Annotated in this window: 27 protein-coding genes, 1 pseudogene and 1 riboswitch; of the genes and pseudogenes, 18 read left to right on the top strand and 10 right to left on the bottom strand. The window is 64.4% G+C overall.

Annotation, left to right across the window (positions count from 1 at the left end):
- Nucleotides 1-13 precede the first annotated feature (13 nt).
- Entirely contained in the window at nt 14-1678 is a 1665-nt protein-coding gene (locus AB7290_RS09655; protein WP_085405122.1) for an aminotransferase class III-fold pyridoxal phosphate-dependent enzyme, read from the top strand.
- A gap of 376 nt (nt 1679-2054) precedes the next feature.
- On the opposite strand, the gene AB7290_RS09650 is transcribed toward AB7290_RS09655, so the two are convergent.
- The 3 genes from AB7290_RS09650 to AB7290_RS09640 form a co-directional block, all read right to left on the bottom strand.
- Nucleotides 2055-2714, bottom strand: a complete 660-nt coding sequence (locus tag AB7290_RS09650; RefSeq protein WP_085405123.1) for a hypothetical protein — start codon at nt 2712-2714, stop codon at nt 2055-2057.
- A gap of 153 nt (nt 2715-2867) precedes the next feature.
- Nucleotides 2868-3557, bottom strand: coding sequence for a class I SAM-dependent methyltransferase (locus tag AB7290_RS09645; RefSeq protein ID WP_063981512.1), 690 nt, complete (start codon nt 3555-3557; stop codon nt 2868-2870).
- Between the two features lie 35 nt (nt 3558-3592).
- A complete protein-coding gene (locus tag AB7290_RS09640; protein WP_085405124.1) occupies nt 3593-4645 on the bottom strand; it encodes a glycosyltransferase family 4 protein in 1053 nt (350 codons plus the stop codon).
- Nucleotides 4646-4920: 275 nt separating this feature from the next.
- Between AB7290_RS09640 and AB7290_RS09635 the strand changes: the two genes are divergently transcribed.
- Nucleotides 4921-5628, top strand: a complete 708-nt coding sequence (locus AB7290_RS09635) for a L,D-transpeptidase (protein WP_085405125.1) — start codon at nt 4921-4923, stop codon at nt 5626-5628.
- Between the two features lie 110 nt (nt 5629-5738).
- Entirely contained in the window at nt 5739-6158 is a 420-nt protein-coding gene (locus AB7290_RS09630; RefSeq protein WP_085405126.1) for a c-type cytochrome, read from the top strand.
- A gap of 13 nt (nt 6159-6171) precedes the next feature.
- Here AB7290_RS09630 and AB7290_RS09625 read toward each other — a convergent pair.
- Nucleotides 6172-6567, bottom strand: a pseudogene (locus AB7290_RS09625) (nuclear transport factor 2 family protein).
- A 132-nt stretch (nt 6568-6699) separates the two neighbouring features.
- Here AB7290_RS09625 and AB7290_RS09620 point away from each other — a divergent pair.
- Together AB7290_RS09620 and AB7290_RS09615 are read left to right on the top strand one after the other, a co-directional pair.
- The gene (locus tag AB7290_RS09620; protein WP_085405314.1) at nt 6700-7179 is read left to right on the top strand and encodes an Lrp/AsnC family transcriptional regulator; all 480 of its coding nucleotides are present in this window, start codon (nt 6700-6702) and stop codon (nt 7177-7179) included.
- A gap of 2 nt (nt 7180-7181) precedes the next feature.
- Entirely contained in the window at nt 7182-7679 is a 498-nt protein-coding gene (locus tag AB7290_RS09615) for a GNAT family N-acetyltransferase (RefSeq protein ID WP_085405127.1), read from the top strand.
- On the opposite strand, the gene AB7290_RS09610 is transcribed toward AB7290_RS09615, so the two are convergent.
- Nucleotides 7673-7969: a hypothetical protein gene (locus AB7290_RS09610; protein WP_085405128.1), complete on the bottom strand. Its 297-nt coding sequence runs from the start codon at nt 7967-7969 to the stop codon at nt 7673-7675. The two genes, AB7290_RS09615 and AB7290_RS09610, sit on opposite strands and share 7 nt — an antisense overlap.
- Nucleotides 7962-8756, bottom strand: coding sequence for a DUF899 domain-containing protein (locus tag AB7290_RS09605; protein WP_085405129.1), 795 nt, complete (start codon nt 8754-8756; stop codon nt 7962-7964). The genes AB7290_RS09610 and AB7290_RS09605 overlap by 8 nt, the downstream gene beginning before the upstream one ends.
- 150 nt (nt 8757-8906) lie before the next feature.
- Here AB7290_RS09605 and AB7290_RS09600 point away from each other — a divergent pair, with 150 nt between their 5' ends.
- From AB7290_RS09600 to AB7290_RS09570, 7 genes are all read left to right on the top strand, one after another.
- Entirely contained in the window at nt 8907-10127 is a 1221-nt protein-coding gene (locus tag AB7290_RS09600; RefSeq protein ID WP_085405130.1) for a helix-turn-helix domain-containing protein, read from the top strand.
- 28 nt (nt 10128-10155) lie between these two features.
- Nucleotides 10156-10794 (top strand): Vgb family protein, encoded by a 639-nt coding sequence (locus AB7290_RS09595; RefSeq protein ID WP_085405315.1) that lies wholly within the window; start codon nt 10156-10158, stop codon nt 10792-10794.
- Nucleotides 10795-10931: 137 nt separating this feature from the next.
- Nucleotides 10932-12500, top strand: coding sequence for a DUF4403 family protein (locus tag AB7290_RS09590; RefSeq protein WP_085405131.1), 1569 nt, complete (start codon nt 10932-10934; stop codon nt 12498-12500).
- A 129-nt stretch (nt 12501-12629) separates the two neighbouring features.
- Nucleotides 12630-13754 (top strand): ABC transporter ATP-binding protein, encoded by a 1125-nt coding sequence (locus tag AB7290_RS09585; protein ID WP_085405132.1) that lies wholly within the window; start codon nt 12630-12632, stop codon nt 13752-13754.
- Between the two features lie 56 nt (nt 13755-13810).
- The gene (locus tag AB7290_RS09580) at nt 13811-14869 is read left to right on the top strand and encodes an ABC transporter substrate-binding protein (RefSeq protein WP_071910318.1); all 1059 of its coding nucleotides are present in this window, start codon (nt 13811-13813) and stop codon (nt 14867-14869) included.
- 46 nt (nt 14870-14915) lie between these two features.
- A complete protein-coding gene (locus tag AB7290_RS09575; protein WP_085405133.1) occupies nt 14916-16178 on the top strand; it encodes an ABC transporter permease in 1263 nt (420 codons plus the stop codon).
- Complete coding sequence (locus tag AB7290_RS09570; RefSeq protein WP_085405134.1) at nt 16175-17005, top strand: ABC transporter permease; 831 nt, start codon at nt 16175-16177, stop codon at nt 17003-17005. The genes AB7290_RS09575 and AB7290_RS09570 overlap by 4 nt, the downstream gene beginning before the upstream one ends.
- 281 nt (nt 17006-17286) lie before the next feature.
- Here AB7290_RS09570 and AB7290_RS09565 read toward each other — a convergent pair whose 3' ends face one another.
- Nucleotides 17287-18429 (bottom strand): hypothetical protein, encoded by a 1143-nt coding sequence (locus tag AB7290_RS09565; protein WP_085405135.1) that lies wholly within the window; start codon nt 18427-18429, stop codon nt 17287-17289.
- A 505-nt stretch (nt 18430-18934) separates the two neighbouring features.
- Here AB7290_RS09565 and AB7290_RS09560 point away from each other — a divergent pair.
- A complete protein-coding gene (locus AB7290_RS09560) occupies nt 18935-20146 on the top strand; it encodes an ABC transporter substrate-binding protein (protein WP_085405136.1) in 1212 nt (403 codons plus the stop codon).
- A gap of 108 nt (nt 20147-20254) precedes the next feature.
- On the opposite strand, the gene AB7290_RS09555 is transcribed toward AB7290_RS09560, so the two are convergent.
- The gene (locus AB7290_RS09555; protein WP_085405137.1) at nt 20255-20788 is read right to left on the bottom strand and encodes a PRC-barrel domain-containing protein; all 534 of its coding nucleotides are present in this window, start codon (nt 20786-20788) and stop codon (nt 20255-20257) included.
- Nucleotides 20789-21025: 237 nt separating this feature from the next.
- Complete coding sequence (locus AB7290_RS09550) at nt 21026-21604, bottom strand: hypothetical protein (RefSeq protein ID WP_085405138.1); 579 nt, start codon at nt 21602-21604, stop codon at nt 21026-21028.
- A gap of 180 nt (nt 21605-21784) precedes the next feature.
- Between AB7290_RS09550 and AB7290_RS09545 the strand changes: the two genes are divergently transcribed.
- Nucleotides 21785-22549 (top strand): response regulator, encoded by a 765-nt coding sequence (locus AB7290_RS09545; protein ID WP_085405139.1) that lies wholly within the window; start codon nt 21785-21787, stop codon nt 22547-22549.
- Between the two features lie 13 nt (nt 22550-22562).
- Entirely contained in the window at nt 22563-23891 is a 1329-nt protein-coding gene (locus AB7290_RS09540) for an ATP-binding protein (protein WP_085405140.1), read from the top strand.
- 8 nt (nt 23892-23899) lie between these two features.
- Here the strand turns inward: AB7290_RS09540 and AB7290_RS09535 are convergent, their stop codons facing one another.
- Nucleotides 23900-24100 (bottom strand): hypothetical protein, encoded by a 201-nt coding sequence (locus AB7290_RS09535; protein ID WP_028153771.1) that lies wholly within the window; start codon nt 24098-24100, stop codon nt 23900-23902.
- A gap of 224 nt (nt 24101-24324) precedes the next feature.
- On the opposite strand from AB7290_RS09535, the gene AB7290_RS09530 reads away from it, so the two are divergent.
- The 3 genes from AB7290_RS09530 (at nt 24325) to thiS (ending at nt 26332) form a co-directional block, all read left to right on the top strand.
- Nucleotides 24325-24861, top strand: a complete 537-nt coding sequence (locus AB7290_RS09530) for a lytic transglycosylase domain-containing protein (RefSeq protein ID WP_085405141.1) — start codon at nt 24325-24327, stop codon at nt 24859-24861.
- 156 nt (nt 24862-25017) lie between these two features.
- Nucleotides 25018-25146: riboswitch (TPP riboswitch) on the top strand.
- Nucleotides 25134-26144, top strand: coding sequence for an FAD-dependent oxidoreductase (locus tag AB7290_RS09525; protein WP_085405142.1), 1011 nt, complete (start codon nt 25134-25136; stop codon nt 26142-26144). (Overlaps the previous riboswitch by 13 nt.)
- Nucleotides 26135-26332 (top strand): sulfur carrier protein ThiS, encoded by a 198-nt coding sequence (gene thiS / locus AB7290_RS09520; RefSeq protein WP_028153774.1) that lies wholly within the window; start codon nt 26135-26137, stop codon nt 26330-26332. Before AB7290_RS09525 ends, thiS begins: the two co-directional genes overlap by 10 nt.
- The last annotated feature ends 79 nt before the right edge of the window (nt 26333-26411 follow it).

The raw sequence follows: 26411 nt of genomic DNA, 5'->3' as shown, positions 1-26411 counted from the left end.
AGCGCTTGTTGTCATGGAAACGACACTCCCGATTCTCTCATTTTCCGTGGCCGCCGCAGCGTCCGCTGCCGCCGCCTTCCCGAAGCTCAAGGCGCGCATCGCACTCTCCCGCGCCAAGCACCGGTCGCTCGCCGGGCACTCCAAGATGTCGCGCCGGGTGGCCAAGCTGCTCCCGTTCTACGAGTTCGAGGGCGATCAGTATTTCGGCTGCGACGGCGCGCCTGATAACGTGGTGAAGCAGCGCAAGGACGCCTTCTTCCGCCTCGCCGGCCTCTACGCCGAGCGCTACCCCAGGGGCCGCGCGATGACGAAGGAAGCGGCGGAAAAGATCTCCGACCTGCACTTCACCGAAACCTACCGCGTGCCGTTCCAGTTCTCGCGCCTCGTCCGCGAGCATCTGGGCACCTCGACCTTCATGGAATCGTCCAGCGGCGTCACCGTCACGGATGTCGACGGCAACACCTCTTACGACCTCACCGGGTCCTACGGCGTCAACATCTTCGGCAACGACTTCTACAAGGAGTGCATCGAGGGCTCGGAGAAGCGCGCGCATGCACTCGGCCCCGTGCTCGGCCCCTACCATCCCGTCATCCTCGAGAATGTGCAGCGGCTCTGCCAGATCTCGGGCCTCGACGAAGTCTCGTTCCACATGTCCGGCACCGAGGCCGTCATGCAGGCGGTGCGGCTTGCGCGCTACCACACCAAGCGCACGCATCTCGTTCGTTTCGCCGGCGCCTATCACGGCTGGTGGGGCGACGTACAGCCCGGCGTCGGCAATCCGATTCCCGCGCACGAGACCTACACCCTCGCCGAGATGTCCGAGAAGACATTGCACGTGCTGCGCACGCGCAAGGACATCGCCTGCGTGCTGGTCAATCCGTTGCAGGGCCTGCATCCGAACGGCAACGCGCCCGGCGATTCCTCGCTGGTCGATTCCTCCCGCGGCGGAAACTTTGACCGCGCGGCGTATACCGAGTGGCTGAAGAAGCTGCGCGAAGTCTGCACCGAGCGCGGCATCGCGCTGATCTTCGACGAGGTCTTCGTCGGCTTCCGTCTCGCCGCCGGCGGCGCCCAGGAGTACTTTGGCGTCAAGGCCGACATGGTGACCTACGGCAAGAGCCTTGCCGGCGGCCTGCCGGTCGGCGTCGTCTGCGGCAAGAAGGAATTGATGCGCCGCTTCCGCGACGATCGTCCCGCCGACATCTGCTTCGCCCGCGGCACCTTCAACTCGCATCCCTACGTCATGACGGCGATGGACGAGTTCTTGAGCCGGCTTGCCAGCCCGAACTTCCGTGCCATCTACGACGGCCTGGACACGACCTGGAACGGCCGTGCGCAAAAGCTCAACCAGATGATGACCGATGCCAACCTGCCGGTGCGGTTCGCCAACTTCTCGTCGATCTGGACGGTGAAGTACACCACCCCGTCCCGCTACAACTGGATGCTGCAATATTACCTGCGCGCCGAAGGCCTGTCGCTGAGCTGGGTCGGCACCGGACGGCTGATCTTCAGCCTGAACTACACCGACGCCGATTTCACCGAGGTCGCCGAGCGCTTCGTCCGCGCGGCCGAGAAGATGAAGGCCGACGGCTTCTGGTGGCACGACGGCGTGCTCACCAACAAGAATATCAAGCGGCAGATTTTGAAAGAGATGCTGGCCAAGCGTTTTGGGCGCTGAGGCTTTCCCACTCTTAACCCCGAGCACCGCCCTCCCTTCTCCCTCGCCCCGCCCTTGTCCGCCGAAGCCTTGGCGAAGGCGGATGCGGGGCCGCGACGAGCTACGCTCGCGCTGAGAGGGTCGGGGTGAGGGGGAGTCTCCGCGCATGCGGTGAGAGTTGATCAACGATCCACTAGCAGTCCCCCCGCGGAGAGCCCCCCTCACCCGGCTTTGCGCTACGCGCAAATCCGACCTCTCCCCGCAAGCGGGGTGAGGTGAAGAGAGCGCTGGGCTCCGCTGAGTCACTTTAAAGGTATCCCCAAGACGTGGATGCCCGGCACGAGGCCGGGCATGACGCAACCATCAGACATCGGAGTGTTGTGTGAGAACAGCGCGCTCAGGCGTGCTGCTCTTCGAGCGTGGGCTCGGAGATGAGGCCCAGCGTGTGCTCGGGGTTGAGGTGCAGGCCGGGATCCATCAGCTCGCCGCGCATCAAAGCGAGCGGCGCGCTACGATAGAGCATCAGGTCGTGGAAGGGATCGGTCAGGATCTTGGTCATCCAGACCAAGCCGGTCTCGATGTCGCGGATGAAGAACAGGTGGACGGTGCGGAACAACAGACCACCGCCGCCGATCACGAGCCAGATCTTGGCGACCTGCCGCATGAAATCGGTCGCGCTCGCCCAGGGCGTGAACAGGCCGAACAGCGTCGGATCGACAACCAGCACCAGCGGCGACAGCGCCCAGATCGCCATCAGCACCACCTTGCGCTGAAGGTTGTAGCCGACCTTGATGTCCTCCTTGTACTCGTGCGTCGCCTGGTTGATGTGGTCGTAATCGTGCGGCTCGAAGAAGAAGTGACCGGCCTGGCGCGAGGTCATCGACACCAGCCAGCCGACCAGCGCCGAGATCATGGGATCGACGAACAGCCAGACATAGGCGAAGAGAAAGCTCAGCGCGCTGACGAAGTGCAGGCTCTGATTGATGCGGCTGTGGTGATAGTAGCGATGGTCGTCCCAGCGCTGGATCCGCAGCTGCTCGAGATAATTCTTGATCATGCTCTCCCCCAAAATGCTTTCGGGTTCAGGATTTACAGGGATTCGATGTAGGCCGTGTGACATCATCATTTTGTCATGTGACGATGTGCAGCGGCGCGATGACGCACGCGAACGCGTGAGCGGCGGCTTGAGCCGCCGCTCACACAGCCCAACTTAGGCTGCTTTGGCGACGTCGACCTTGCGGAAGCGCACCAGCGAGAAATGGCCGAGCGGCGGAATCAGGCGGCGCTCGGCGAGCTCGATGCCCTTGGCACCGGAGAGCCACTTCGCATAACGCGACCAGGCGAACTCGGCGGTGCGGAAGCCGAGCGGACGCACCACCGGCTGGAGCTTCTGCTCGATGAAGCGGCGCATGCCGGTATCGGCGCTGACGCGGGTGAGGATGATCAGCTCGCCGCCCGGGCGCAGCACGCGGGCGAATTCGTCGAGCGCCACTTCCGGGTTCGGCACGGCGGTGACGACATATTGCGCCATCACGACGTCGAAGGAATTGTCGGGGAATTCGAGCTTCTCGGCGTCCATCACCGCGAGGCCCTCGACATTCTTCAGATTGCCCTCGGTGACGCGCTGGCGCGCCTTGTCGAGCATCGCTTCCGAAATGTCGGTGCCGAAGATGCGCAGATGCGGCGCGTAGAGCGGCAGCGAGATGCCGGTGCCGACGCCGACCTCGAGCACACGGCCCCCGATCTTGTTGGTGGCCGCGATCGCGGCCTGCCGGCCCTTGGCGAACACGCCGCCGAACACGAGATCGTAGACGGGCGCCCAGCGGTCATAGGCCTGCTCAACCGTGCCACGGGTGAGGTCGAGCTGCTGGGTACCGTCAAGGTTCATGATCTTAGCCATCGATGAGGTTCTCGCTGTGGGTCAAACGTTGCAGATCAGCCGCGCACCGGCCGCCGCGCCATGACCGGCGAGGCGCGCAGGATGCGGCTGGGCTGAAGTGAGGTGAGGTTTCCGACGAACTGCCGCGCGCTGTTTTCCCAGGAACGCTCCAGCGCGAAGTTACGGCAGGTCTCGCGCGACATGGTGAGCGCGCGGAGGCACGCGGTACGCAGATCATGGTCGATCGCGCCGATCGGATGATCGGCGATGACGTCCTTGGGGCCCGTCACCGGAAACGCCGCCACCGGCGTGCCGCAGGCGAGCGCCTCGAGTTGCACCACACCGAACGTGTCGGTCAGGCTCGGGAAGACGAAGACATCGGCGGCGGCGAGATGCGCGGTCAGATCCGCGCCCTTCTTCTCGCCGAGGAAGACGGCATCCGGATATTTCTTTTCGAGCGCCGCCTTCTGCGGGCCGTCGCCGACGACGACCTTGGTGCCGGGCAGGTCGAGCGAGAGGAACGCTTCGAGATTCTTCTCCACGGCGACGCGGCCCATGGTCATGAAGATCGGACCCGGCAGGTCGAGCTTGGCCGGACTGTCTGGATGGAACAGCTCGGTGTTGACGCCGCGTGTCCAGAAGCCGAGTCGCTTGAAGCCGCGTTCGGAGAGCTCCTGCCGCAGCGAAGGCGTCGCCACCATGGTCATGGCGGCAGCGTCGTGGAAGTGGCGCAGCACGGCATAGCCGACGGCATCAGGGATACCGGTCCGCACCGAGACGTATTCGGGAAAGCGCGTCGTGTAGGAGGTGGTGAAGGCAAGGCGGTTGCGGCGGCAATAGGCGCGCGCGGCCCAGCCGATCGGCCCCTCGGTCGCGATGTGCAAGGCTTCCGGCGCCGCCTTCTCGATCCGCCGCGCGATCTCCTTGCCGCTCGGCAGCGCGATGCGCAGGCCCGGATAGGTCGGCAGCGGCCAGGACCGAAAGCCGTCCGGGGTGAGGAAGTCGATCTCGACGTCGAGCGCCTTGGCCGCGTTCGCCAGCGAGGTCAGCGTCCGGACCACACCGTTAACCTGCGGATGCCAGGCGTCAGTCGCGATTAATACCCGCATGGGGAAATCCCGAGAGTTTGATGATTCTCGGCTTAGGACCATCAACCACGGATATTTCAGGCGTGTGACGTCACAGAAGTGTCGGCCCGCTGTTTTGTTGGTTAACGGGTCCGCGCCGCCACGAAACCGTCATGAAACAAATCCTTTCCGCCATGAAACCGTTTTCGGTTTTCCGCGCAAAGCTCCCGAAACGTTTTGTCGTTAGTGATTTGGGCAACGGAGCACCGAAACGGTGCCGCGGTGGTCAAGAAACACCGATCAAACAGGGGCGATCAATGATCAATCTGGACACGTTCAAGACGTATTCGCGCGCCGTTGCGCTCAGCGCCATCGCGATCTCCGCAATCGCATTTGCCGGTCCGGCCAAGGCTGCGCCCGTGCAGCTCTTCCCGTTCTTCCAGCCGCTGCCGCCGATGGCCGCGCCGCAGCCTTACCAGCCCTATCAGGCCACGCCTTACCAGGCCGCGCCGTCCGAGGATCAGGACGCGGTCGAGATGCCGGCCCGCTTCCGCCGCCAGACGGTTTCCTACGCGACGCGCGAGGCGCCGGGCACCATCATCATCGATACGCCCAACACCTATCTCTATTACGTGCTCGGCAATGGCCAGGCCGTTCGCTACGGCATCGGCGTCGGCCGCGACGGCTTCACCTGGTCCGGCGTGCAGTCGGTGACCAAGAAGGCCGAGTGGCCGGATTGGACCCCGCCGCCGGAAATGATCGCCCGCCAGCCCTATCTGCCGCGCCACATGGCCGGCGGCCCCGGCAATCCGCTCGGCGCCCGCGCCATGTATCTCGGCGGCACCATCTACCGCATCCACGGCACTAACGCCCCCGACACGATCGGCAAGCACGTCTCGTCCGGTTGCATCCGCCTGACCAACGACGACGTCACCGACCTCTACTCCCGCGTCAACGTCGGCACCAAGGTGATCGTGCTGCCGATGACCGAACGCCGCGCGGACCTCGGCGCCGCGACGCGCTAACGCGACAGGACATTGTGACGCAAACGGCCCCGGAACCCACCGGGGCCGTTTTCGTTTGCATCATGCTCTCCGGGCGGCCTCGCCTGGAGAAGCACTGTTCGGAGGCGCGGATGCGATCACACCTGCAAATGTCGCCAGGTCCATGGCTGCGCTCGATCGCAGGTGCCGGCGCATTGACGCTGCTCCTGTCTGCGCCCTCGTCGCTCGCCCAGCAGCCGGCGAACGACGAGGCGGCCCAGCAGGCCTTCAACAATTCCTGTCGCACCTGCCACTCGGTGAAGGATGGCGACAATCGCCTCGGTCCCAATCTCAACAAGGTCGTGGGACGCAAGGCGGGCTCGCTGCCGAACTACAACTACTCCCCGTCGATGAAGGACGCCGGCTTCGTCTGGGATCCGGACAAGCTGACCCGCTTCATGGTCAAGCCGGACGAGGTCGTGTCCGGCAACAAGATGCAGCCCTATGGCGGCGTCTCCGCGGAGGACGCGGCCAAGGTGGTCGCGTATCTGCAGGCGGTGGGCGGGCAATAAGATTGCGGAGGCGCTACGTGCCGGTCGGCTCATACCGTCGCTCCACATGGAACGATTTCGCGGTAATGAGCCAAGTGCCCTCGATGCAGTGATACGCCAGATAATCAACGTACTGGCGCACATCGATCCGAACGCGAACCTTCACCAGTGCCTGCGCTGACGACGCCAGATCGATCAGCAATATCTCCTGAAGGCGCGGGGCATTCTTGGATTTGGGCGACGGGGTCGAAGCCAGCATCGCTCTCTAGTCGCCAACGGGCAGGATCCGCAATTCAGCGTCGCGAAATCCGTGGAGTTGCGCAGTCGGCGCAAAGACGCGGTCGAACTGCGAAGCATCGCTGTCGTACATCAGCGTGAAGTAACGTTCGACGGCCTCCAGCAGAGGCGCAAGGTTCGGGCTCTCGGTCATGGCTCACTCCATCAGCAGCAAAGTCGGAGCAATCCATCTCACGGAAAGCCAAGGCATGTCCTTGCGAACTGGGCTAGTCTCGGCGGCTCGGGCGCAATATTGCGCCCTTCTCGATCCCACAGGATGCGGTTCATGCCAAAATGCGAACTAGATGCGATCGACCGGCGCATCGTCACCGAACTCCAGGCCAACGCACGACTGAGCAACATCGAACTGGCGGACAAGATCGGATTGTCGCCATCACCCTGCCTGCGACGAGTGCGGCGGCTGGAGCGGGACGGCTATATCGACGGCTACCGGGCCTCCTTGCGGCGTGGCCGCCTCGGGCTCGGCTTCTCGGCCTTCCTCGGCGTCAAGATCAACGGCCATGCCAACGACCAGGCGCTGGGCTTCGAACGGACCGTTGTGGCGATGCCCGAGGTCGTTGCCTGCCACCTCGTCTCCGGCGAAGCCGACTATCTCCTCGAAATCGTCGTGCCCGAGCTCGAGGACTACCAGCGCTTCCTCGTCGACAAGCTGCTCAACCTGCCCATCGTGCGGGAGGTTCGCAGCAGCATTGCGATCCAGACGCTGAAGGCCGGCGCGCCGCTACCGCTGGCACATCTCTTATAGCCATGATCAGACTGCTCACGCCCGCCGACGCGGCTCTCTACCGTGCGATCAGGCTGGAAGCGCTCGTAACGCATCCCGAAGCTTTTGGCAGCACGTTCGCACGCGAGCAGGAAAAGCCCCTCACCTGGTTCGAGGCGCGCCTTGCAGCGTCGGACGTTTTCGGCGCCTTCGTCGCGCACGAGCTCGTCGGCGTTGCCGGCTTCCATCGGCAGGACGGCGCGAAGACCGAGCACAAGGCTCTTCTCTGGGGCATGTATGTGCGGCCCCATGCGCGAAAATCCGGCGCGGCGCGGCGCCTTGTCGACGCGGTCGTGGCACATGCCACAGGGCAAGTTGAACAGCTTCAGCTGGCCGTCGTCAGCGAGAACGCCGCCGCCATCCGCCTCTACACCGCTGCCGGCTTTGTCGAATACGGCCGTGAGGTGAAAGCACTGAAGCACGCCGACCGATACTACGACGAAATCCTGATGGCATTGTTCCTCAACGACAGCGGTCAATGACTGACGCCATCCGTATCTCGCCGGATGGCGCCCCGCCGCTCCGAAACCAGCCTCAGCCAGGCCGCCGAATGAAACGCGCTCATCAGCAGATACATCGGCACCATCCCACTCAGCACGGAGCCGTACCCGGCGGCACACAGCATGTCCGCCGGGCCGCCGAGCACGGCCGTCAACACGGCCATGATCGCGAAGGTCGGCGTTGCCGCCAGAGCCAGCCATCTGGCGAGGTGGCGTGCGGCCACCACGCCATCGCGGCTCGCGCCGGTGGCCACGTTGGCGGGACTAGTCACGGCCTTCCGCGGCCTCCTCGCGAAAAGCCTTCTCGCCGGCCGTCGAGATCTCCACCCATTTCTTGTCGGGCGCAGCGCCTTCCGCGTAGCTGTCGTGCCAGTTCCACCATTTGTAGGTTGGCGTCTGCGGATAGCCCTTTGGCGAGTCCTCCCAGACCTCCTGCCGGCCGAGCGGCGTGATGTCGAGATAGTTCCAGGTGCCGCCCATCTGCTCGTCGCCGCGGCTCTTGACGAAATAGGTGCGGAAGATGCGGTCGCCGTCGCGGTAGAACACGTTGGTGCCGTGCCATTCGTCCACGCCGAAATCGGCGTCGAAACTGTCGGTGACGGTGACCCAGGGCATGGTCCAGCCCATCCGCTGCTTCAGCCTGATGATGTCGGCCTGGGGCGCGCGCGAGGCGAACACGAGCGTGGTGTCGCGGGCGTTCAGATGCGAGACATGGGCGACCTGGTCGGCCACCATGGAGCAGCCCCGGCAGGCTTGATCGGGCCAGCCGAGCACGCCCGGCTCGAAGAAGGCCCGGTAGACGATCAGCTGCCGCCGGCCCTGGAACAGATCCACCAGACTGATCTTGCCGCCGGGCCCCTCGAACGCATAGGTTTTGGTGATTTCCATCCACGGCATGCGCCGGCGCTCGGCGGCGAGGGCGTCGCGGGCACGGGTATGCGTCTTTTCCTTCACGAGCAGTTGCTGACGGGCGGCCTCCCAGTCCTGCGGCGACACCACCGGCGGTGTTTGCATGGCGGCCTGTCCGTTAGTTCCTGCGTTGTCTACTGATGTCATCATGGCTCTCCATTCCTCTTGTCCGGGCGGTCCTTCCGCGTCGCGCTATGACGGACGCGGAACCGCTCGACCCTCGCCGCACATTGTCGGTCGTCAACGATTTCTGGCACCAAGCGGTTGCGCGGTGGGAGTAACAAGTGTGGCGGGATTTGAATGGACTCGCTGATCACGGCCGCCGCGCGCGCGTTAGAGGCCGGCGATCCGCTCGGCGCGCTGAACCGCGTTGCGCTGCGCAACGATGCACCGTCGCTGGCGCTACGCGGCATCGCGATGGCGCAGCTCGGCGATCTCGCGAAAGCGAAGACGCTGCTGCGGAGTGCCGCGCGCGCGTTCGGTCCAAGAGAGGCGGTGGCGCGCGCGAGATGCGTGGTGGCCGAAGCCGAGATCGCGCTCGTCTCGCGCGACCTGAGCTGGCCGGTGAAAACGCTCGCGGCGGCCCGCGCGACGCTCGAACAGCACGGCGATCTCGCCAATGCAGCCCATGCGGGCCACATCGAGGCGCGCCGCCTCCTCCTCGTCGGGCAGCTCGACGAAGCCGAGCGCACGCTGGCCGAGCTCAGCCCCTCCCCGCTCCCGCCTGCATCGCAAGTCGTCCGCGAGCTCGTGGTCGCCGGCATCGCCATCAGACGATTGAGAGCGAAAGATGCGCGCGCCGCGCTCAACCGCGCGGCTCTCGCAGCGCGGCAGGCGAAGATCCCGGCGCTCGTGGCCGAGGTCGACAGCGCGAACCTGATCCTCGACACGCCGGCGGCGCGCCTGATCGCGCGCGGCAGCGAACACCCGTTGTTGCTCGGCGAGGTCGAGAGACTGGCGACCTCGACGGCGCTCGTCGTGGACACCTTTCATCATGCCCTGCGCAGGCAAGGCCGCGTCGTATCGCTCGGAACGCGGCCGGTGCTGTTCGCGCTCGCCCGCCTCCTGGCGCAGGCATGGCCTGCCGACGTCTCGCGAGAGGCGCTGATATCAGGCGCGTTCCGGGCGAAGCACGCCGATGAATCGCATCGCGCGCGGTTGCGCGTCGAGATCGGGCGCCTCCGCACCCAGCTCAAGCCGCTGGCCGACATCAGCGCGACGAAGCAAGGCTTCGTGCTGGCGCCGCGCAAGACGCGCGACGTGCTCGTGCTGGCACGTCCCGTCGAGGAGAAGCACGCCGCGGTGCTCGCCTTCCTCTCCGACGGCGAGCCCTGGTCGAGCTCGGCGCTCGCGCTGGCGCTGGGGACGAGCGCGCGCACGGTGCAGCGGGCCCTCGAAGAGCTGGCGCGATCGAACAAGGTGCAATCGTTCGGACTCGGCCGGGCACGGCGCTGGATGACCCCGCCCGTCCCGGGTTTCCCGACAGGCTTGTTACTCCCCGGACCGCTCCTGAAGGCGTAAATTGGATCACATCACAGGGATCAAGCACATGAAGCGTTCAGCCGCCGAGATCGTCAGGGAGTACGGACCTTTTGCGGGTGTCGAGGCCGTGCATGGCGTCACCTATGACGGCACCCATGTCTGGTTCGCATCCGGCGACAAGCTGAATGCGGTCGATCCGGCCAACGGCAGGATCGCACGCTCCATCGACGTCGCCGCGCATGCGGGGACGGCGTTTGATGGCCGGCACCTGTTCCAGATCGCCGAGGATCGCATCCAGAAGATCGACGCTGCCACCGGCAAGGTGATCAGCACGATTCCGGCCCCGGGCGGCGGCGGCGATTCCGGATTGGCCTGGGCGGAGGGCTCGCTGTGGGTCGGTCAGTATCGCGAGCGCAAGATCCATCAGGTCGATCCGGAGACGGGAAAGATCCTCCGCACCATCGAAAGCAAGCGCTTCGTGACCGGCGTCACCTGGGTTGACGGCGAGCTCTGGCATGGCACCTGGGAGGGCGAGGAAAGCGATTTGCGGCGGATCGATCCCGAGACCGGCAAGGTGCTGGAGCAGCTCGACCTGCCCGCCGGGACGATGGTGTCAGGATTGGAGTCCGACGGCGGCGACCGCTTCTTTTGCGGCGGTGGCGATCGCGGCAATGTGAGGGCGGTTCGCCGCCCGAGGCGCAGCTAGGTGCGCGATGACGGATGCGCGGCACCGATGCTGCCGCAACCGTTAATCTGTTCGCCCCAATTCCACCCCACCGGTGCGCTCTAGCGCCCCCCTCGCCTGCCCTGTAGACTTCCGGCCCTGGGCGGCTTGGGGGATTGATGCGACTGACGCTGAACTTGAAGACTATCCTGATCGCCGTGGCGGTGCTCGCGGCGTCGTTTTTCGTCAGCCTGAAGGCGATGGACTGGCTGTCGCCGCGCGCGGCGACGACTGCGCCGCCGGTCGCACAATTGCCACCGCTGCCGCCGGTCGCGAAGAGCTCGATCGTGGTGGCGCCGGTGGCGATCGCGATATCGGCGATCCGCGAACAGGCCGAGAAAGCCGCGCCGCGCAATTTCGCCGGCAAGGCCGATAATCCAATCTCGCAGATCCTGGAGAATGCCGACATCGGCTGGTCCGCCGTGCGCGGGCCGATGGCGGCTGCCGGCGACAAGGACGTGCTGACGATCTCGACGCCGCTCAACGGCAAGCTCAACGTGACGGGCTCGCTGTCGTCGAAAGCCACCGGCGCGCTTGGCGACGCGCTGGGCAGCGTGCTCGGCGGCGACGCAGCGAAACGGATCGGCGCGGTCAACATCAAGAATTTGAACGCCAGCGCCGAGATCAAGGGCAACGTGGTCGTCACCTCGCGCCCGAAGCTCGCGGCCAACTGGCATCTCGAGCCAAATCTCGGCGCCCAGGTCAATCTCGGCGACACCAACCTCAACGTCTCCGGCGCCAAGGTCAACGTGCCGGCGCAGGTGAAGCCGCTGATCGACAAGAATGTCGGCGAGCAGATCAACATCGTCTCCGAGCGCATCCGCAACGATCCCTCGCTGCGCGACAATGCGAAGCTGCAATGGGCCAAGGCCTGCCGCTCGATCCCGCTGCAGGGCTCGGGCTCCTCGGCCGCGCTGCCGCCGCTCTGGCTCGAGATGAAACCGACCCGTGCCATCGCGGCGCAGCCGCGCGTCGACGCGCAGAACGTGACGCTGCTGCTCGGTCTCGAGCTCGAGACGCGCGTGACCTCGACGTCGACCAAACCGGACTGTCCCTTCCCCGACAAGATCTCGATCGTGCCGCCGACCGGCACCGGCGTGAACATCGGCGTGCCGATCGACGTGCCCTTCACCGAGATCAACAAGCTGATCGCGGCGCAGATGGTCGGCCACACCTATCCCGAGGACGGCTCCGGCCCGGTCGACGTCACCGTGAAAGGCGTCAACGTGGTCCCGTCGGGCGATCGTCTCCTGATCTCGCTGCTGGTGCGTGCTAAGGAGAAGAAGAGCTGGCTCGGTCTCGGCGCCGAAGCGACCGTACACATCTGGGGCCGGCCGATGCTCGACCAGGCGCAGCAGACGCTGCGGCTCGCCGACATCCAGCTCGCGGTGGAGTCCGAGGCCGCCTTCGGCCTGCTCGGCGCGGCCGCGCGCGCGGTGGTGCCGCAGATGCAGCAGGCCTTGGTGCAGAAAGCGACGCTCGATCTGAAGCCGATCGCCGCCAATGCGCGCGAGAAGATCGCGGCCGCGATCGCCGACTACCAGAAGAGCGAGGATGGCCTCAAGGTCGACGCCAAGATCGACAGCCTGACCCTCGCCGACATCGCCTTCGATTCCAAGACGCTGCGCATCGTCGCGGAAGCCGGCGGCTCGCTGAACGTCTACGTGACGAAGCTGTCGGGGATGTAGTGCGTCTTCACGCGCCGGACCCGCGCGCGTCGCTTGCGCCGCTGGCATTCTCGTCGGAGGATGCTAAGCTGTTTCCCGCAACCTCGAACGAGGTGCTGACAGCACTGCAGGGGACAACGCGAGGACAACATGGAAGCCGGCATGGTCACGCCTGCGCCGGCGCTGGTGCGCTTTTCCGGCATTCAGAAGACCTACGATGGCGAGCACCTCGTGGTGAAGAACCTCGATCTCGAAATCAGGAAGGGTGAGTTCGTCACCCTGCTCGGCCCGTCGGGCTCGGGCAAGACGACAACGCTGATGATGCTGGCCGGCTTCGAGGTTCCAACCCATGGCGAAATCTACCTCGCGGAACGGCCGATCAAGAACGTGCCGCCGCATAAGCGCGACATCGGCATGGTGTTCCAGAACTATGCCTTGTTCCCGCACCTGACGATCGCGGAGAATATTGCCTTCCCGCTATCCGTTCGCAACACGGCCAAGGCCGAGGCGCAGGAGCGCGTCAACGCGGCGTTGCGCATGATCAAGATGGAAACCCTGGCGCACCGGCGGCCCGGGCAGCTGTCCGGCGGTCAGCAGCAGCGCGTGGCGCTGGCCCGCGCGCTGGTTTTCAATCCGCAGCTCGTACTGATGGATGAACCCCTTGGCGCCCTCGACAAGCGCCTGCGGGAGCAGATGCAACTGGAAATCAAGCAGCTGCACGAGACGATGGGCATCACCGTCGTCTACGTCACCCACGATCAGAGCGAAGCGCTCACCATGTCGGATCGCATCGCCGTGTTCAACGACGGCATCGTGCAGCAGATCGACCGGCCCGACGCGCTGTATGAGCATCCGGTGAACAGCTTCGTCGCTCACTTCATCGGTGAGAACAACGTGCTGTCCGGCACCGTCGAGACGGTCGAGAAGGAATATTGCCGCGTCACGCTGGCTGGTGGCGGCGCCGTGACCGCACGGGCGGTCAATGTATCGGGCGCGGGCGCGTCGACCTCCCTGTCAGTGCGGCCGGAGCGGATCGCCATCATCCCGGACGGCACCTCCAGCGAGGGACCGAACCGACTGCCGGCCAAGGTGCAGAACACCATCTATCTCGGCGACCACGCGCTTGCCGTGCTCGATGTCGCCGGCAACGGGGAGTTCATGGTCAAGCTTCAGCCGGGGACGCATGACGGATTGAGACATGGCAATCTAAGATCTGGTGAAAGCGTATTCATCACCTTCCGTCCCGAGGACTGCCTGGCCCTCGATCCCGTCTGATCCGGACCGGCATCGATCAAGCTCAACGCAACGCAGATGAAGAAGGAACAAGGACCATGCTGAAGCGCAAGACTGGCAAGATTGCTCTGGGGTTCGCCGTGGCGTTCAGCGCCAGCGCCGCGCTGGCCACGGTCGCGCAGGCGCGTGACCTCACCGTCGTGTCGTGGGGCGGCGCCTATCAGGATGCCCAGAAGAAGGTCTATTTCGAGCCGTTCAAGAAAGCAGCCGGCGTCGCGATGAACGACGAGTCCTGGGACGGCGGCGTCGGCGTGTTGCGCGCCAAGGTGCAGGGTGGTGCCGCCACCTGGGACCTCGTCCAGGTCGAGAGCGACGAACTCGCGGTCGGCTGCGAGGAAGGCCTGTTCGAGAAGATGGATTATTCCAAAATCGGCGGCGAGGCCGCCTATATCCCGCCGTCGGTCAATCCCTGCGGCGTCGGCGCCATCCTCTACGATTTCGTTCTCGGCTACGACAAGGACAAGCTGAAGGACGCCCCCAACGGCTGGGCCGACTTCTTCGACACCAAAAAGATTCCGGGCAAGCGCGCCTTGCGTCAGGGCCCGAAGACCACGCTGGAGATCGCCCTCATGGCCGACGGCGTCGCACCGAAGGACGTCTACAAGGTGCTGGCGACCGACGAGGGCGTCGAGCGCGCGTTCAAGAAGCTGGACACCATCAAGGGCGACATCGTCTGGTGGAAGGCCGGCGCCCAGCCGCCGCAATTGCTCGCCTCCGGCGAGGTGGCGATGACCTCGGTCTACAATGGCCGCATCGACACCGCGAACAAGAACGACAAGAAGAATTTTGGCATCGTATGGGACGGAGCGCTCTTCACCCTCGACAGCTGGGTCATCCTGAAGGGTAGCCCGAACAAGGACGCGGCCTACAAGTTCCTGGACTTCGCAGGCAAGGCGGAGAACCAGTCAAAACTGTCGCAGAACATCGCCTATGGCACCTCGAACAAGGACGCAGCCGCCCTGCTCGCGCCCGCCGTTCTCAAGGACCTGCCGACAGCGCCTGACAACATCAAGAACGCGGTCGAGATCAACGTTGGCTTCTGGCTCGAGAACATCGACCGCCTGACCGAGCGCTTCAACAAATGGGCCGCGAAATAACGCGCCCCGCAAGATTCGATCCAAGGCTCGATCCAAGGCTCGACCAATGACGGATGCGCGCTTGACCGGCGCCAATGCGTTGACCGAGGTGCCGCTCAAGCGCCGATTGAGGCGTGCGGAGCGGACACGTCAGGTCAAGGCATTGGCGCTGGTGCTGCCGCTTCTCGTCTTCCTGCTCTTCACCTTCGCAGGCCCGATCGCCGGCATGCTGTGGCGCGCGGTCGATGACCGCGAGGTGCGTCAGGTTCTGCCGCAAACCATCGCTGCTCTCGCCGACTGGGACGGCAAGGACCTGCCGGATGAAAAGGCCTTTGCAGCGCTGGCAAGCGACATCCTGGCGGCGCGCGCTTCCGGCATCATCGCCATCGCGGCCAAGCGGCTCAATTACGCCCTGAACGGTTTTCGTACGATCCTGACCAGCACGGCACGTAATCTGAAGGCGCAGCCGGAGCCCGGCACCGCCAGGGAGACACTGGGCAAGATCAACCCGGCCTGGCGCGAACGGGCCACCTGGACGACGATCAAGGATGCCGGTGGCCCGGTGACCGGATTCTATCTGCTGGCGGCGCTCGACCTGACGCGGAACGTCGATGGTGCGATCGTCGCGGCCGCATCAGACCAGGCGATCTACCGCAACGTCTTCGCCCGCACCTTCCTCATCAGCTTCAGCGTCACGGTACTCTGCCTGATCCTCGGCTTCCCGGTCGCTTACCTACTGGCAACGCTGCCGCCGGGCCGGTCGAACCTGCTGATGATCTTCGTCCTGCTGCCGTTCTGGACGTCGCTTCTGGTCCGCACCTGCGCCTGGATCGTCTTGTTGCAGAGCAAGGGCGTCGTGAACGACAGCCTGCACTGGCTTGGCATCATCGACGAGCCGTTGCGGCTGATCTACAACCGCTTCGGTGTCTGCGTGGCCATGACCCACGTTCTCCTGCCGTTCATGATCCTGCCGCTGTACAGCAGCATGAAAGCGATCTCGCCTGCGTACATGCGTGCCGCCGCCTCGCTCGGCGCGCCACCGACCACTGCCTTCCTGCGGATCTACCTGCCTCAGACCCTGCCCGGCATCGGCGCGGGAAGCCTGCTCGTCTTCATCCTGGCGCTCGGCTACTACATCACGCCGGCCCTCGTCGGCGGCGCCGCCGATCAGATGATCAGCTACTTCATCGCGCTCTACACGACCGAGACGGCCAATTGGGGCCTTGCTTCGGCGTTGGGTGCGGTGCTGCTGCTGGCCACTCTTCTGCTCGCTCTCGTCTACGGCAAGCTGGTGCAGGGACAGCAAGTCACGGGAGGGATGAAGAATTGAGCGATCATTCTTCCCTCCGCACGCCCAGCCAGCGCATCGCGTGGACCGCGACCATCATCATCTCCACGCTGGTGTTCATCTTCCTGATCGCGCCGATCCTTGCGATCATGCCGCTGTCCTTCAGCTCGGGCTCGTACCTCACCTATCCGCTGCCGGGCCTCTCCTTGCGCTGGTACGACGACTTCATCAATTCGCCGCGCTGGATGAATTCGCTGAAGAACAGCATGATCATCGGCGTCGCCTCAACCCTGCTGTCGATGGTGCTTGGCACGCTGGCCGCGCTGGGGCTGGCGCAGTGGAAGAGCCGGTTCAAACCGCTCGTGCTGGCTTTCGTGCTGTCGCCGGTCGTCGTGCCCGGCGTCATCACCGCGGTCGGCCTGTATTTCTTCTTCGCGCCGATCGGACTGACCGGCAGTTATCTCGGCCTGATCCTGGCCCACACCGCGCTGGCGACGCCCTTTGTGGTGATCACGGTCGGCGCGACGCTGCAAAGCTTCGACACCAATCTGGCACGCGCCGCCGCCTCGCTCGGCGCCTCGCCGCTTTATGCGTTCCGCCGCGTGATCCTGCCGCTGATCCTGCCCGGCCTGGCGTCAGGTGCGCTGTTCGCCTTCGCGACCAGCTTCGACGAGGTGGTGATCGTGCTGTTCATGGCAGGTCCGGAGCAGCGCACCCTGCCGCGCGAGATGTTCAGCGGCATCCGCGAGAACATCAGTCCGACCATCACGGCAGCGGCGGTGGTTTTGACCACAGTGTCGGTCATCCTCCTCGCCACCCTGGAAGGCCTGCGCCGTCGCAACGAACGGCTCAAGGGCAGCGGCGCGTGACAGGCGTGCCAGTCCTTCAGACTTGGGACCCGGGCAACCTGCCGTTGACGGGCAGGATGGGAATTATCATGTCGAGTATCGCGACATTACCGATTTGTTCGCAACATTTACGCCATGAGCAAGCGAGACCTTGGTGACGTTCCCTGCCAACGACTTCGGACCAACAGCAGCGAATGAAGTCTGTTCATCGGCCCAACGCGGAAGTCCTGCGACGTCCGCGTTCGCGCCGCGATTAGAGGCATAGCGGACTTCACTGCGTCCCCGATTTATGAGTACACGCCCTAGTTGCGTCGGATATGATCTTTCGCGCCGCGGAGCTTGGCCGCGTAGTCAAACGCGGCGCACTTCCCCAGAGAATTCCTCAACTGTTCAAGCTCGGCGAAGCGGGCGATGTCTTCGTTTATTTCTGGCACGGCGTGCTTGAAAGCATCGTAGGCAGCGCGCATCAGTTGCTCGCGCCGCTGATATTCCTGGAACCCTCCGCCCAAACTGGTTTGGTAGGTGCGGCACTCTGTATCGTCGCTATCGCTACCGCGGCAGCGAAGCATTGCGGCATGCATGTCGAAGCTGAAGTTCTGTTTGCTCGCATAGGTCAGGTGCGTGCTCGACAGGTGCTGCATCACCTCTTCGTTCGAGAACGGGGTATACTCAAGCAGCACATCGTCAAATTGGCCTGTTCCTTGTCCGATGCGCAGCTTGGCGCGAGCGGGCATTAGACCATTGAAGTAGGTGCCTTCATTTGTGAGGTTATCGACTTCCATCGGACGGGTTGTGAAATTGGTGTAGCTGTTTGCGAGCTCGCTGGTCAAAGTGAAGTAGCGTGTCGCGAATTTCTTGACCAGATCATCCATGAGCAAATTAAGAAACACAATGCGTTTGCGGAGGCAGCTGCGCAGGAAATCCTGGTATTCGCCTTTATCGATAAAGTTCATGAACTCGACGTAGTGAACAAACTTGGCAATGTTGCTGATCCTCGTTTCGGCCTCTGCGAGTGCGAAGAACTCGTCCCGGATCTTCTCGAGATCCTGCGGGAAAACGCGATGGGCAGAATTACTGACGAACTTCTGCATGTTTGACTCGATCAGCGCATAATGATCGTTCAGGCGTTCGTCGCGGACGATGTGTTGAATGGTCACAGGTAGGGCGTTCAAAGCATGCAGGATTGCTGCAGCTGTTTGATTTAGAGCGTCGAGCCGGTCACGAATATCGTTGAGCAGATCAATCTGTTGTCTGAGTAGAGCGCGTTCTTTTGCTGCATTGAACAACGACGCAAAGACACTGAAAGCTGTGCTCGCAGCGAACGAGACAGGATTGAAGTTTCCCGAGATCTTTAGAAGGCTCTCAACACTGACGTGGACGCCATCGACTTCAACATTGACGGGGATGCTGCCAATGTTGACGGAATTGCCGTTGAAATCAAACATGTTGCCCCTCACCTGAAATGTTTAAAGGTAAACTTTGGCCCGCCCGCTGTTCGGGTTGCGGATCGTCACTATGATCATTTCTCCGAGGGACCACAACTCCGGCGAGAGACTTGAGCTGCGATGATCGGGCGAAACGAAACCCGCTCGTTTCCGAAGCGGGGCATGATGTGATGACGTGCCGTTCAAATGGGGGCTGGTCTACGCCGCATGCTTGTCAACGTTCGGCACCTCCATCTGCTTGTCCGGCGCGATCGCGTAGTGCTACACGCCGGCTTCGCGGCGCCGCTCGATCGTCTCGCCTTTCTTGAGGGAGTCCCCCTCACCCGCATCGCATCTTCGATGCGCTGCAGCCTCTCCCCGCATGCGGGGAGAGGCGAAGGAAACACCGCCGCGCCCTGCTTATTTCTCCACCCCCTCACGCATCTTTGGCTTAGCTGCCGCGACCGATTGTCGCTAGAACTGTCCCTGCAACAACGCCCCAACAACAACACACAGGGAGAGACATATGCAAAAACTCATCGCCGCGGTTGCGGCCGGCCTCGCTCTCGCCGCCTCGTCAGGCGCGGCGCAGGCGCAGATTTCCGACGATGTCGTCAAGATCGGCGTGCTCACGGACATGTCGAGCCTCTATGCGGACGCGACCGGCAAGGGCTCGCTCGCCGCCGTCGAGATGGCGGTTGCCGATTACGGCGCCAAGGTCGCGGGCAAGCCGGTGCAGGTGGTCGCCGCCGATCACCAGAACAAGCCCGACGTCGGCGTCAACATCGCCCGCAACTGGTACGACAACGACAAGGTCGACGCGATCTTCGACGTGCCGACATCCTCGGTGGCACTGCCGATCTCGGCGCTGACGCGCGAGAAGAACAAGATCAACATCAACTCCGGCGGCGGGTCATCGGACATCACCGGCGTCGCCTGCTCGCCCAACACCGTGCACTGGACCTACGACACCTATGCCCTGTCGAACGTCGCCGGCAAGGCGATGGTGAAGCGCGGCGAGGACACCTGGTTCTTCGTCACCGCCGACTACGCCTTCGGCATGGCGCTGCAGCGCGACGCCGCCAACGTGGTCAAGGAGAGCGGCGGCAAGGTGCTCGGCGAGGTCCGCCATCCGCTCAATTCCTCGGACTTCTCGTCCTTCCTGCTGCAGGCCCAGGCCTCCAAGGCCAAGGTGGTCGCGCTGGCGAATGCCGGCGGCGATACCACCAACGCGCTGAAGCAGGCGGCCGAATTCGGTCTCGTTCAGGGTGGCCAGAAGATGATCGCGCTGCTCCAGGAGATCACCGACACCCATTCGCTCGGCATCAAGGCGACGCAAGGCCTGATCGTCACCGACGCGTTCTACTGGGACATGAACGAGGAGACGCGCGCCTTCTCGAAGCGGTTCAACGAGAAGGTCGGTCATATGCCGACCATGATCCAGGCCGGTCTCTACTCGGCGACCATGCACTATCTGAAGGCGATCGAGGCCATCAAGACCGACGAGGCGCCGAAGGTGATGGAGCAGATGCGCAAAACGCCGGTCAACGACTTCTTCGCCAGGAACGGCAAGATCCGCATCGACGGCCGCATGGTGCACGACATGTATCTGTTCGAGGTGAAGAAGCCGGAGGAGTCCAAGGGCGAGTGGGACCTCTACAAGCTGATCGCCACCGTCCCCGGCGACGAAGCCTTCCGTCCGCTCGACAAGGGTGGCTGCCCGCTGGTGACGCACTGAACGTCTTCTCCCTCTCCCCGCTTGCGGGGAGAGGTGAAAGACGAAAGACACGACAGCGCGCCCGGTGAAAACCGGGCGCGCTTCGTTTCGGCCGTCACGTGAGCAGCATTACTCCGAGTACTTGAACTCGGGCATGTTCTTCAGCTCGTCCTTGCTGGCATTGAACACGGCGTGGTCCGGATACCATTTCGACGTGGACGAGGCGGTCGTAGCCGTCGTCGTCGTGGTCTTCTCGGTGCCGGTCGCAGCGCCGGTGGTCGTGGTCGCCGCAGGCTTCGCGCCCGTGCCGGTGTAGGCGACGGCCTCGTTGACGAACTTCAGCTTCTCGTAGGGGACGGCGACCAGATGCTCGCCCATGCCGAGGAAGCCGCCGACGCCGATCACGGCAATCTTGATGTTGCCGCTCTTGTCCATCAGCAGGTCGTTGATCGAGCCAATGTTCTCGTTGGCGTCGTTGTAGATCTTCAGGCCCGACATCTTCGAGGCACGCCACTCGCCCGACGCAGTCGTCGTCGTTGTGGTGGTGGTGGTGGTGGCCGCGGGCGCTGCCTTGTCGGTGGTGGCGGTCGGGTTTTGCGCGAACGCAACGGTCGCAAGCAGTGCGGTGCCGGCAAGGCCGGCGGCGATCGATTTCATCAACATTGTTGTCCTCTCCTTCAGCAGAAAGCTTATGCGGAGAGAACAGCGGCGATCATCCGCAGTTCCTTTTCTGCGGCAATTTCGTCACGCGATGATGGCGCTGCGCTGCGATGAAAGTTCCTGCGTCACTCAGGAACGTTCGATGAGGAACGTTCCTGATGCACAGTTCCCCGCCGACGATCATGCGCCCTGGGTGAAGCACGATCGCGGCGAGGAACGCGCCGACCTGCGTCGCTCAGGTCAGCTCTTGAAGTCGATTAGAAGTGCGGAGAAATCCGAACCGCCGAATGAGCTGCCGTTGGCGCCGTAGGACGCGCTCGACGATTGCGACTGCTGGAGCGCCTGGAGGAATTGCTGGAGAATGTCCGCCGTGGTCGTGTTGGTCGACGTGCTGCTGGTCGAGTCCGTCGAGGACGAATCCGACGAGCTGTCATCCGGCGGCGGACCGGGCGGCGGTCCGCCCGCACCACCCGGACCACCGGGGCCACCGGCGCCGCCGGGCCCCTTGGCGAAAGCGGACTGAAACACGTTCTTCAGTTCGTCCGCCTGGTCCGAGGTCAGCGTCCCGTTCGACACTTCGTTGGCGATGAGATCGTCGATCTTCGACTTCATCTCGTCCTTGGAAGGACGCGTGCCGCTCGACTGATCGCTGGATCGGCTCGACTGCAAGGCGGTGTCGATATCGGTCAGCGCCGTCGAGAGCGCCGACTGGTCCGACGACGAGATCGTGCCGTCGGAAACGTCCGATTGCAATTGCTGCTGAAGCCGCTGCAGGGGCGACTGGTAGTTACCGGCGGAGGCCGCCGAAATCGAGGTCATAATGGCTCCGTGGCTTTTGCGGGGTTTCGTAAGCGACACCGCCACGGTATGGTTAGCGGCCTTAACGAGACCTTGCCGCTTCCCTGCCCGGGTATTGCCTGCTGTTGCGCCCGGACAGGCAGAAACAATCCGAAACAAAAATCTTCGCCTTTTGGCCCGAATCTTGGACAAACAAAGCGCATGGCCAATCCCAACATCCTGGTCGTCGAGGACGACCGCGAAACCCGGACGTTGATTGCAAAGTACCTGCGCAACAACGCCTGCAACGTCACCACCGTGAGCGATGGTCGGGAGATGTCGCGTGCCTTGGCCGATCACAGGGTCGACCTCATCATCCTCGACGTCATGCTGCCCGGCGAGGACGGCTTGAGCCTGTGCCGCAAGGTACGCTCGGAGGCGCAGACGCCGATCATCATGCTGACCGCGCGCGGCGAGGACGTCGATCGCATCGTCGGCCTCGAGATGGGCGCGGACGACTATCTGCCGAAGCCGTTCAACCCGCGCGAGCTGCTCGCACGCATCAACGCGGTGCTGCGCCGCCAGGCCGCAGCCCAGGCGGCAAGCTCGATCGAGGGCGCCTCCACGCTCGTCTTCGAGGGCTGGCGCATCGATCTGCGCCTGCGCGAATTGCGCAATCCGGAAGGCGCGCGCGTCGCGGTGACCAGCGCCGAGTTCGATCTTTTGCGGACGTTCTGCGAACGGCCCGGCCGCGTGCTGTCGCGCGACAGCCTGCTCGACCTCACGCAAGGGCGCAACACCGGCTCGTTCGAGCGCTCGATCGACGTGCTGGTCAGCCGCATCCGCCGCAAGATCGAGCCCAATCCGGCCGATCCCACCATCATCAAGACGGTGCGCTCCGGCGGCTATCTGTTCACGCCCAGAACCGAAGCGGCCGGGACTGAAGCAGCTGGCAATGAAGCGGTCGCGGCGACCCTGGGCAGTTAGTGGAGCGGTCGTCATGACGCCGTTCCGCTTCTTCCACCTCAAAAGCATCGGTGGACAGATCGCCGCGCTGGTGGTGGCGTCGATCGTCGCGCTGCATCTGATCCTCACCGCCAGCTTTCTGATCAGCCGGCCGGACCGGGCCGAGCCGCCGCCCGACGCCGCCCATCAGCTCGCGGACGCGGCGCTGCTGCTCAACGGCACGGATGCGAGCGAGCGGCCGCGCATCCTCGCCAATATCGTGCGTGCGTTTCCGAAGGCCGGCATCGAGCTCCTCGCGCCGGGGACCTTCTCCGTCGCCGACGACAGGGAGGGCCCGCATCTGCGCAACGTGCGCCGGCATCTCGGCCATCAGTACAAGGTGGTCGCGCTGCCCCCGAATTTCGGCGTGCACCGCGTCGCGGTCGAGCTTCCCGACGGCAGCGTGATCGCAGGCCGCGTCGAGCAGGGCCCGCATCCGCCGCGGTTCTGGGGCGGCCCCTGGATGATAACGCTGCTGTTCGCGCTGATCAGCGTCACGATGCTCGGCCTGTGGGCGGCCTACGCGCTGGCCGCGCCGCTGTCCTCGTTTGCCAGGGCCGCCGAGAATTTCAGCCTGGACGGGGCGGCCGATCCGCTGCCCGAGCGCGGCCCGGAGGAGATCCGCTCGGTCGCGCGCGCGCTCAACCGCATGCATGAGCGGATCGCGCGGCTGATGTCGGATCGCACCCGGATGCTGGCGGCGATCAGCCACGACCTGCGAACGCCGATCACCCGGCTGCGCCTGCGCGCCGAGTTCATCGAGGACGAGGGCAACCGAAGGCGCATGCTGATCGATCTCGACCAGATGCGCTCGATGCTGGAATCCGTGTTGTCGCTGCTGCGCAACGACCGCAAGATCGAGGCGGTGACGCTGGTCGACATCGCGAGCACGCTCCAGGTCATCGCCGACCAGTTCGGCGACATGGGCCATGTCGTGCACTATGACGGCCCCGCTTCGGCTACGGCCGCCGCGCGGCCCGACGAGCTGCATCGGGGCGTCACCAACCTCGTCGAGAACGCGGTTCGCTTCGGCGCCGAAGTGACGATCCGCCTCGACGTATCAGGCACCAGGCTCGTCATCGACGTCGAGGACGACGGCCCCGGCATCTCGGATGCGCGCAAGCAGGAGATGCTGGAGCCGTTCGCGCGCGGCGACGACGCGCGCACCATGGACGAGCACACCGGCTTCGGGCTCGGCCTGTCGATCGCGCGCGCCATCGCGATCGCTCATGGCGGCGAATTGTCGTTGCACGACCGCGCGCCGCACGGGCTGATCGTGCGGATGCAGTTGCCGGTATGGCAGCAGCCGCGGCGGGCGGCGTAAGGCACGCCTCAGGCGGCGAGCGGCGGATGCTCGATCGGGTGCTCATCGAAGATCGCCACCGCCTCAAAGCGGTAGCCGCAGGCGTGGCATTTCCAGAGATAGGAAACGCGGCCTTCGCCCGGCTCGATCCAGTCCGGAGACGGGATCGGTGCCCCACATTGCGCACAGGGGTTCTGCTTGGGGATGTCGCCGATGTCTGCTCGGGTCATGGACGTTCTCCCGAATTTTGAATAGCGATTTTTGGGCGAATGCACGAATAGACAGACCTGCTGTCGCGTAACGCACATCGCCAAGTGCAATCCTAACCTGGGTTTGAGTCGTAAAAACGACGGCCCCGCGAAAATCGCCGCTGGCGGCGTTTCGCCACATCATCGCCGTGTTCCCACGGCCTAACGCGCACGGGTGCAGGTTCGTTCTGCCGAGGAATAATTCAATGAAAATTTTGCGTATTGCCGTGGTCGCTGCGGCCGGGCTGATGTTGCCCCAGGCCGCATTCGCGGGCGAAGCCGAATATGCCGAGATGGTCGCGGCCCATGCCCGCGCCAACGGCGTGCCGGAAGCGCTGGTGCATCGCGTCATCATGCGCGAGAGCCGCTATCAGCCCGGCCTGATCGGTCGCGGCGGCACCATCGGCCTGATGCAGATCAAGCTCGCGACCGCCCGCGGGGTCGGCTACACCGGCGACGCCGCCGGCCTGCGCGATCCCAACACCAACCTCACCTACGCCGTCAAATACCTCGCCGGCGCCTATCGCGCCGCCAACGGCGACCACGCCCGAGCCGTGCGTTATTTCGCGGGCGGCTATTACTACGTTGCAAAGCGGCAGCGTCAGGAGGCCATGCAGGTCGCCAATATGGGCGACACCTGGCTCGAGCCGAACGGCAATCCGCAGCCGATGCTCGGGACGGCGCCGCATAAGAAGCTGGCCCAGCGCGTCAGCAATGCGCGGGCGCAGGTTCCCAACCACTAGCCACCGTCATTCCGGGGCGATGCGAAGCATCGAGCCCGGAATCTCGAGCTTCCCCGGTGCGCAATTGCGCACCCGGGGTTCGGTCCGGCGGACCGCGCCGGAATGTCAGCCCTGTGGCTAGCGCGTTGACCACCCCGTCCCGCTGGCATACATTAGAGCCGTTCCGAGGGGTGCTCCGAGGAGGAGCTGAGATACCGCTAAATGGGTCAGAAGGCCCAGGACCGCGGTGACCCTTTGAACCTGATCCGGGTCATGCCGGCGAAGGGACAGGGATGTTGCAGACCACCAAGCGACCGGATTCCCCGGTATCCATCATCGGCGCAGGCATTGCAGGTGCCTGGCAGGCGCTTTTGTTCGCGCAGGCCGGCCATGCCGTGACGCTACACGAGCGCGGTGACGCCGCGATGACCGATTCCACCAGCCATTGGGCCGGCGGGATGCTCGCGCCCTGGTGCGAGGCGGAGGTCGCCGAACCCATCATCTCCAGGCTCGGCCAGCGCTCCCTGGACATCTGGCGGCGCGAGCTGCCGGACACCCCCTTCAATGGCTCGCTCGTCGTCGCCCACCCGCGCGAGCGCAACGATTTCGAGCGCTTTGCGCGGATGACCGAAGGCCACCGCCGGCTAGATGCGACCAGCCTTGCCGAGCTCGAGCCGTCGCTGGAGGGCCGCTTCCGCGACGCGCTGTTCTTCCCGACCGAGGGCCATGTCGAGCCGCGCCGCGTGCTGCCGAAGCTGCACGAGCGCATCCGCGCCGCCGGCGGCATCATCAAGTTCTCCAGCGACGTCTCCGCCAAAGACCTCGACGGTATCGTGATCGACTGCCGCGGCCTCGGCGCGCGCGACGAGCAGCCGGAGTTGCGCGGCGTCAAGGGCGAGATGATTTTGATCGAGACCGGCGAGGTGCGGCTGGCGCGCCCGGTGCGGCTGATCCATCCGCGCTGGCCGCTCTACGTGATCCCGCGCGAGGACAATCTGTTCATGCTGGGCGCGACCTCGATCGAGGCCGAGGACACCGGCGTCAGCGTGCGCTCCGCGCTGGAGCTGCTGGGTGCGGCCTATGCCGTGCATCCTGCTTTCGGCGAGGCCCGCATCGTCGAATTCGGCTCGGGCTTGCGCCCCGCTTTCCCCGACAATCTGCCGCGCATCGGCATTCGTGGCGGCCAGATCAGCGTTAACGGGCTCTACCGCCACGGCTTCCTGATCGCACCGGCGCTCGCCGAGCTGACGCTGCAATACGTCCAGCGCGGCCAGATCGACAATGAGGTGATGCAATGCGCGTGATCGTCAACGGCGAGCAGCGCGAGGTGAATTCCGCAAGCGTCGACGCGCTGCTGGCCGAGCTCGACTACGAGGGCACCCATTTCGCGATCGCGCTCAATTACGACGTCGTGCCGAAAAGCCGCTGGGCCGAGACCCACCTCAAGGCCGGCGACGAGATCGAGATCATCACGCCGCGGCAGGGAGGGTGAGGGAGATGATGGCACGCTCTCTCCACTTGTCGTCCCCGCGAAGGCGGGGACCCATAACCACAGGGAGCGGTTATGGCGG

The organism is Bradyrhizobium sp. 613_E4_N2_2 (assembly GCF_052075995.1).
GTDB classification, from domain to species: Bacteria; Pseudomonadota; Alphaproteobacteria; order Rhizobiales; family Xanthobacteraceae; genus Bradyrhizobium; species Bradyrhizobium barranii.
This window is presented reverse-complemented; position numbering and strand designations above follow the sequence as displayed.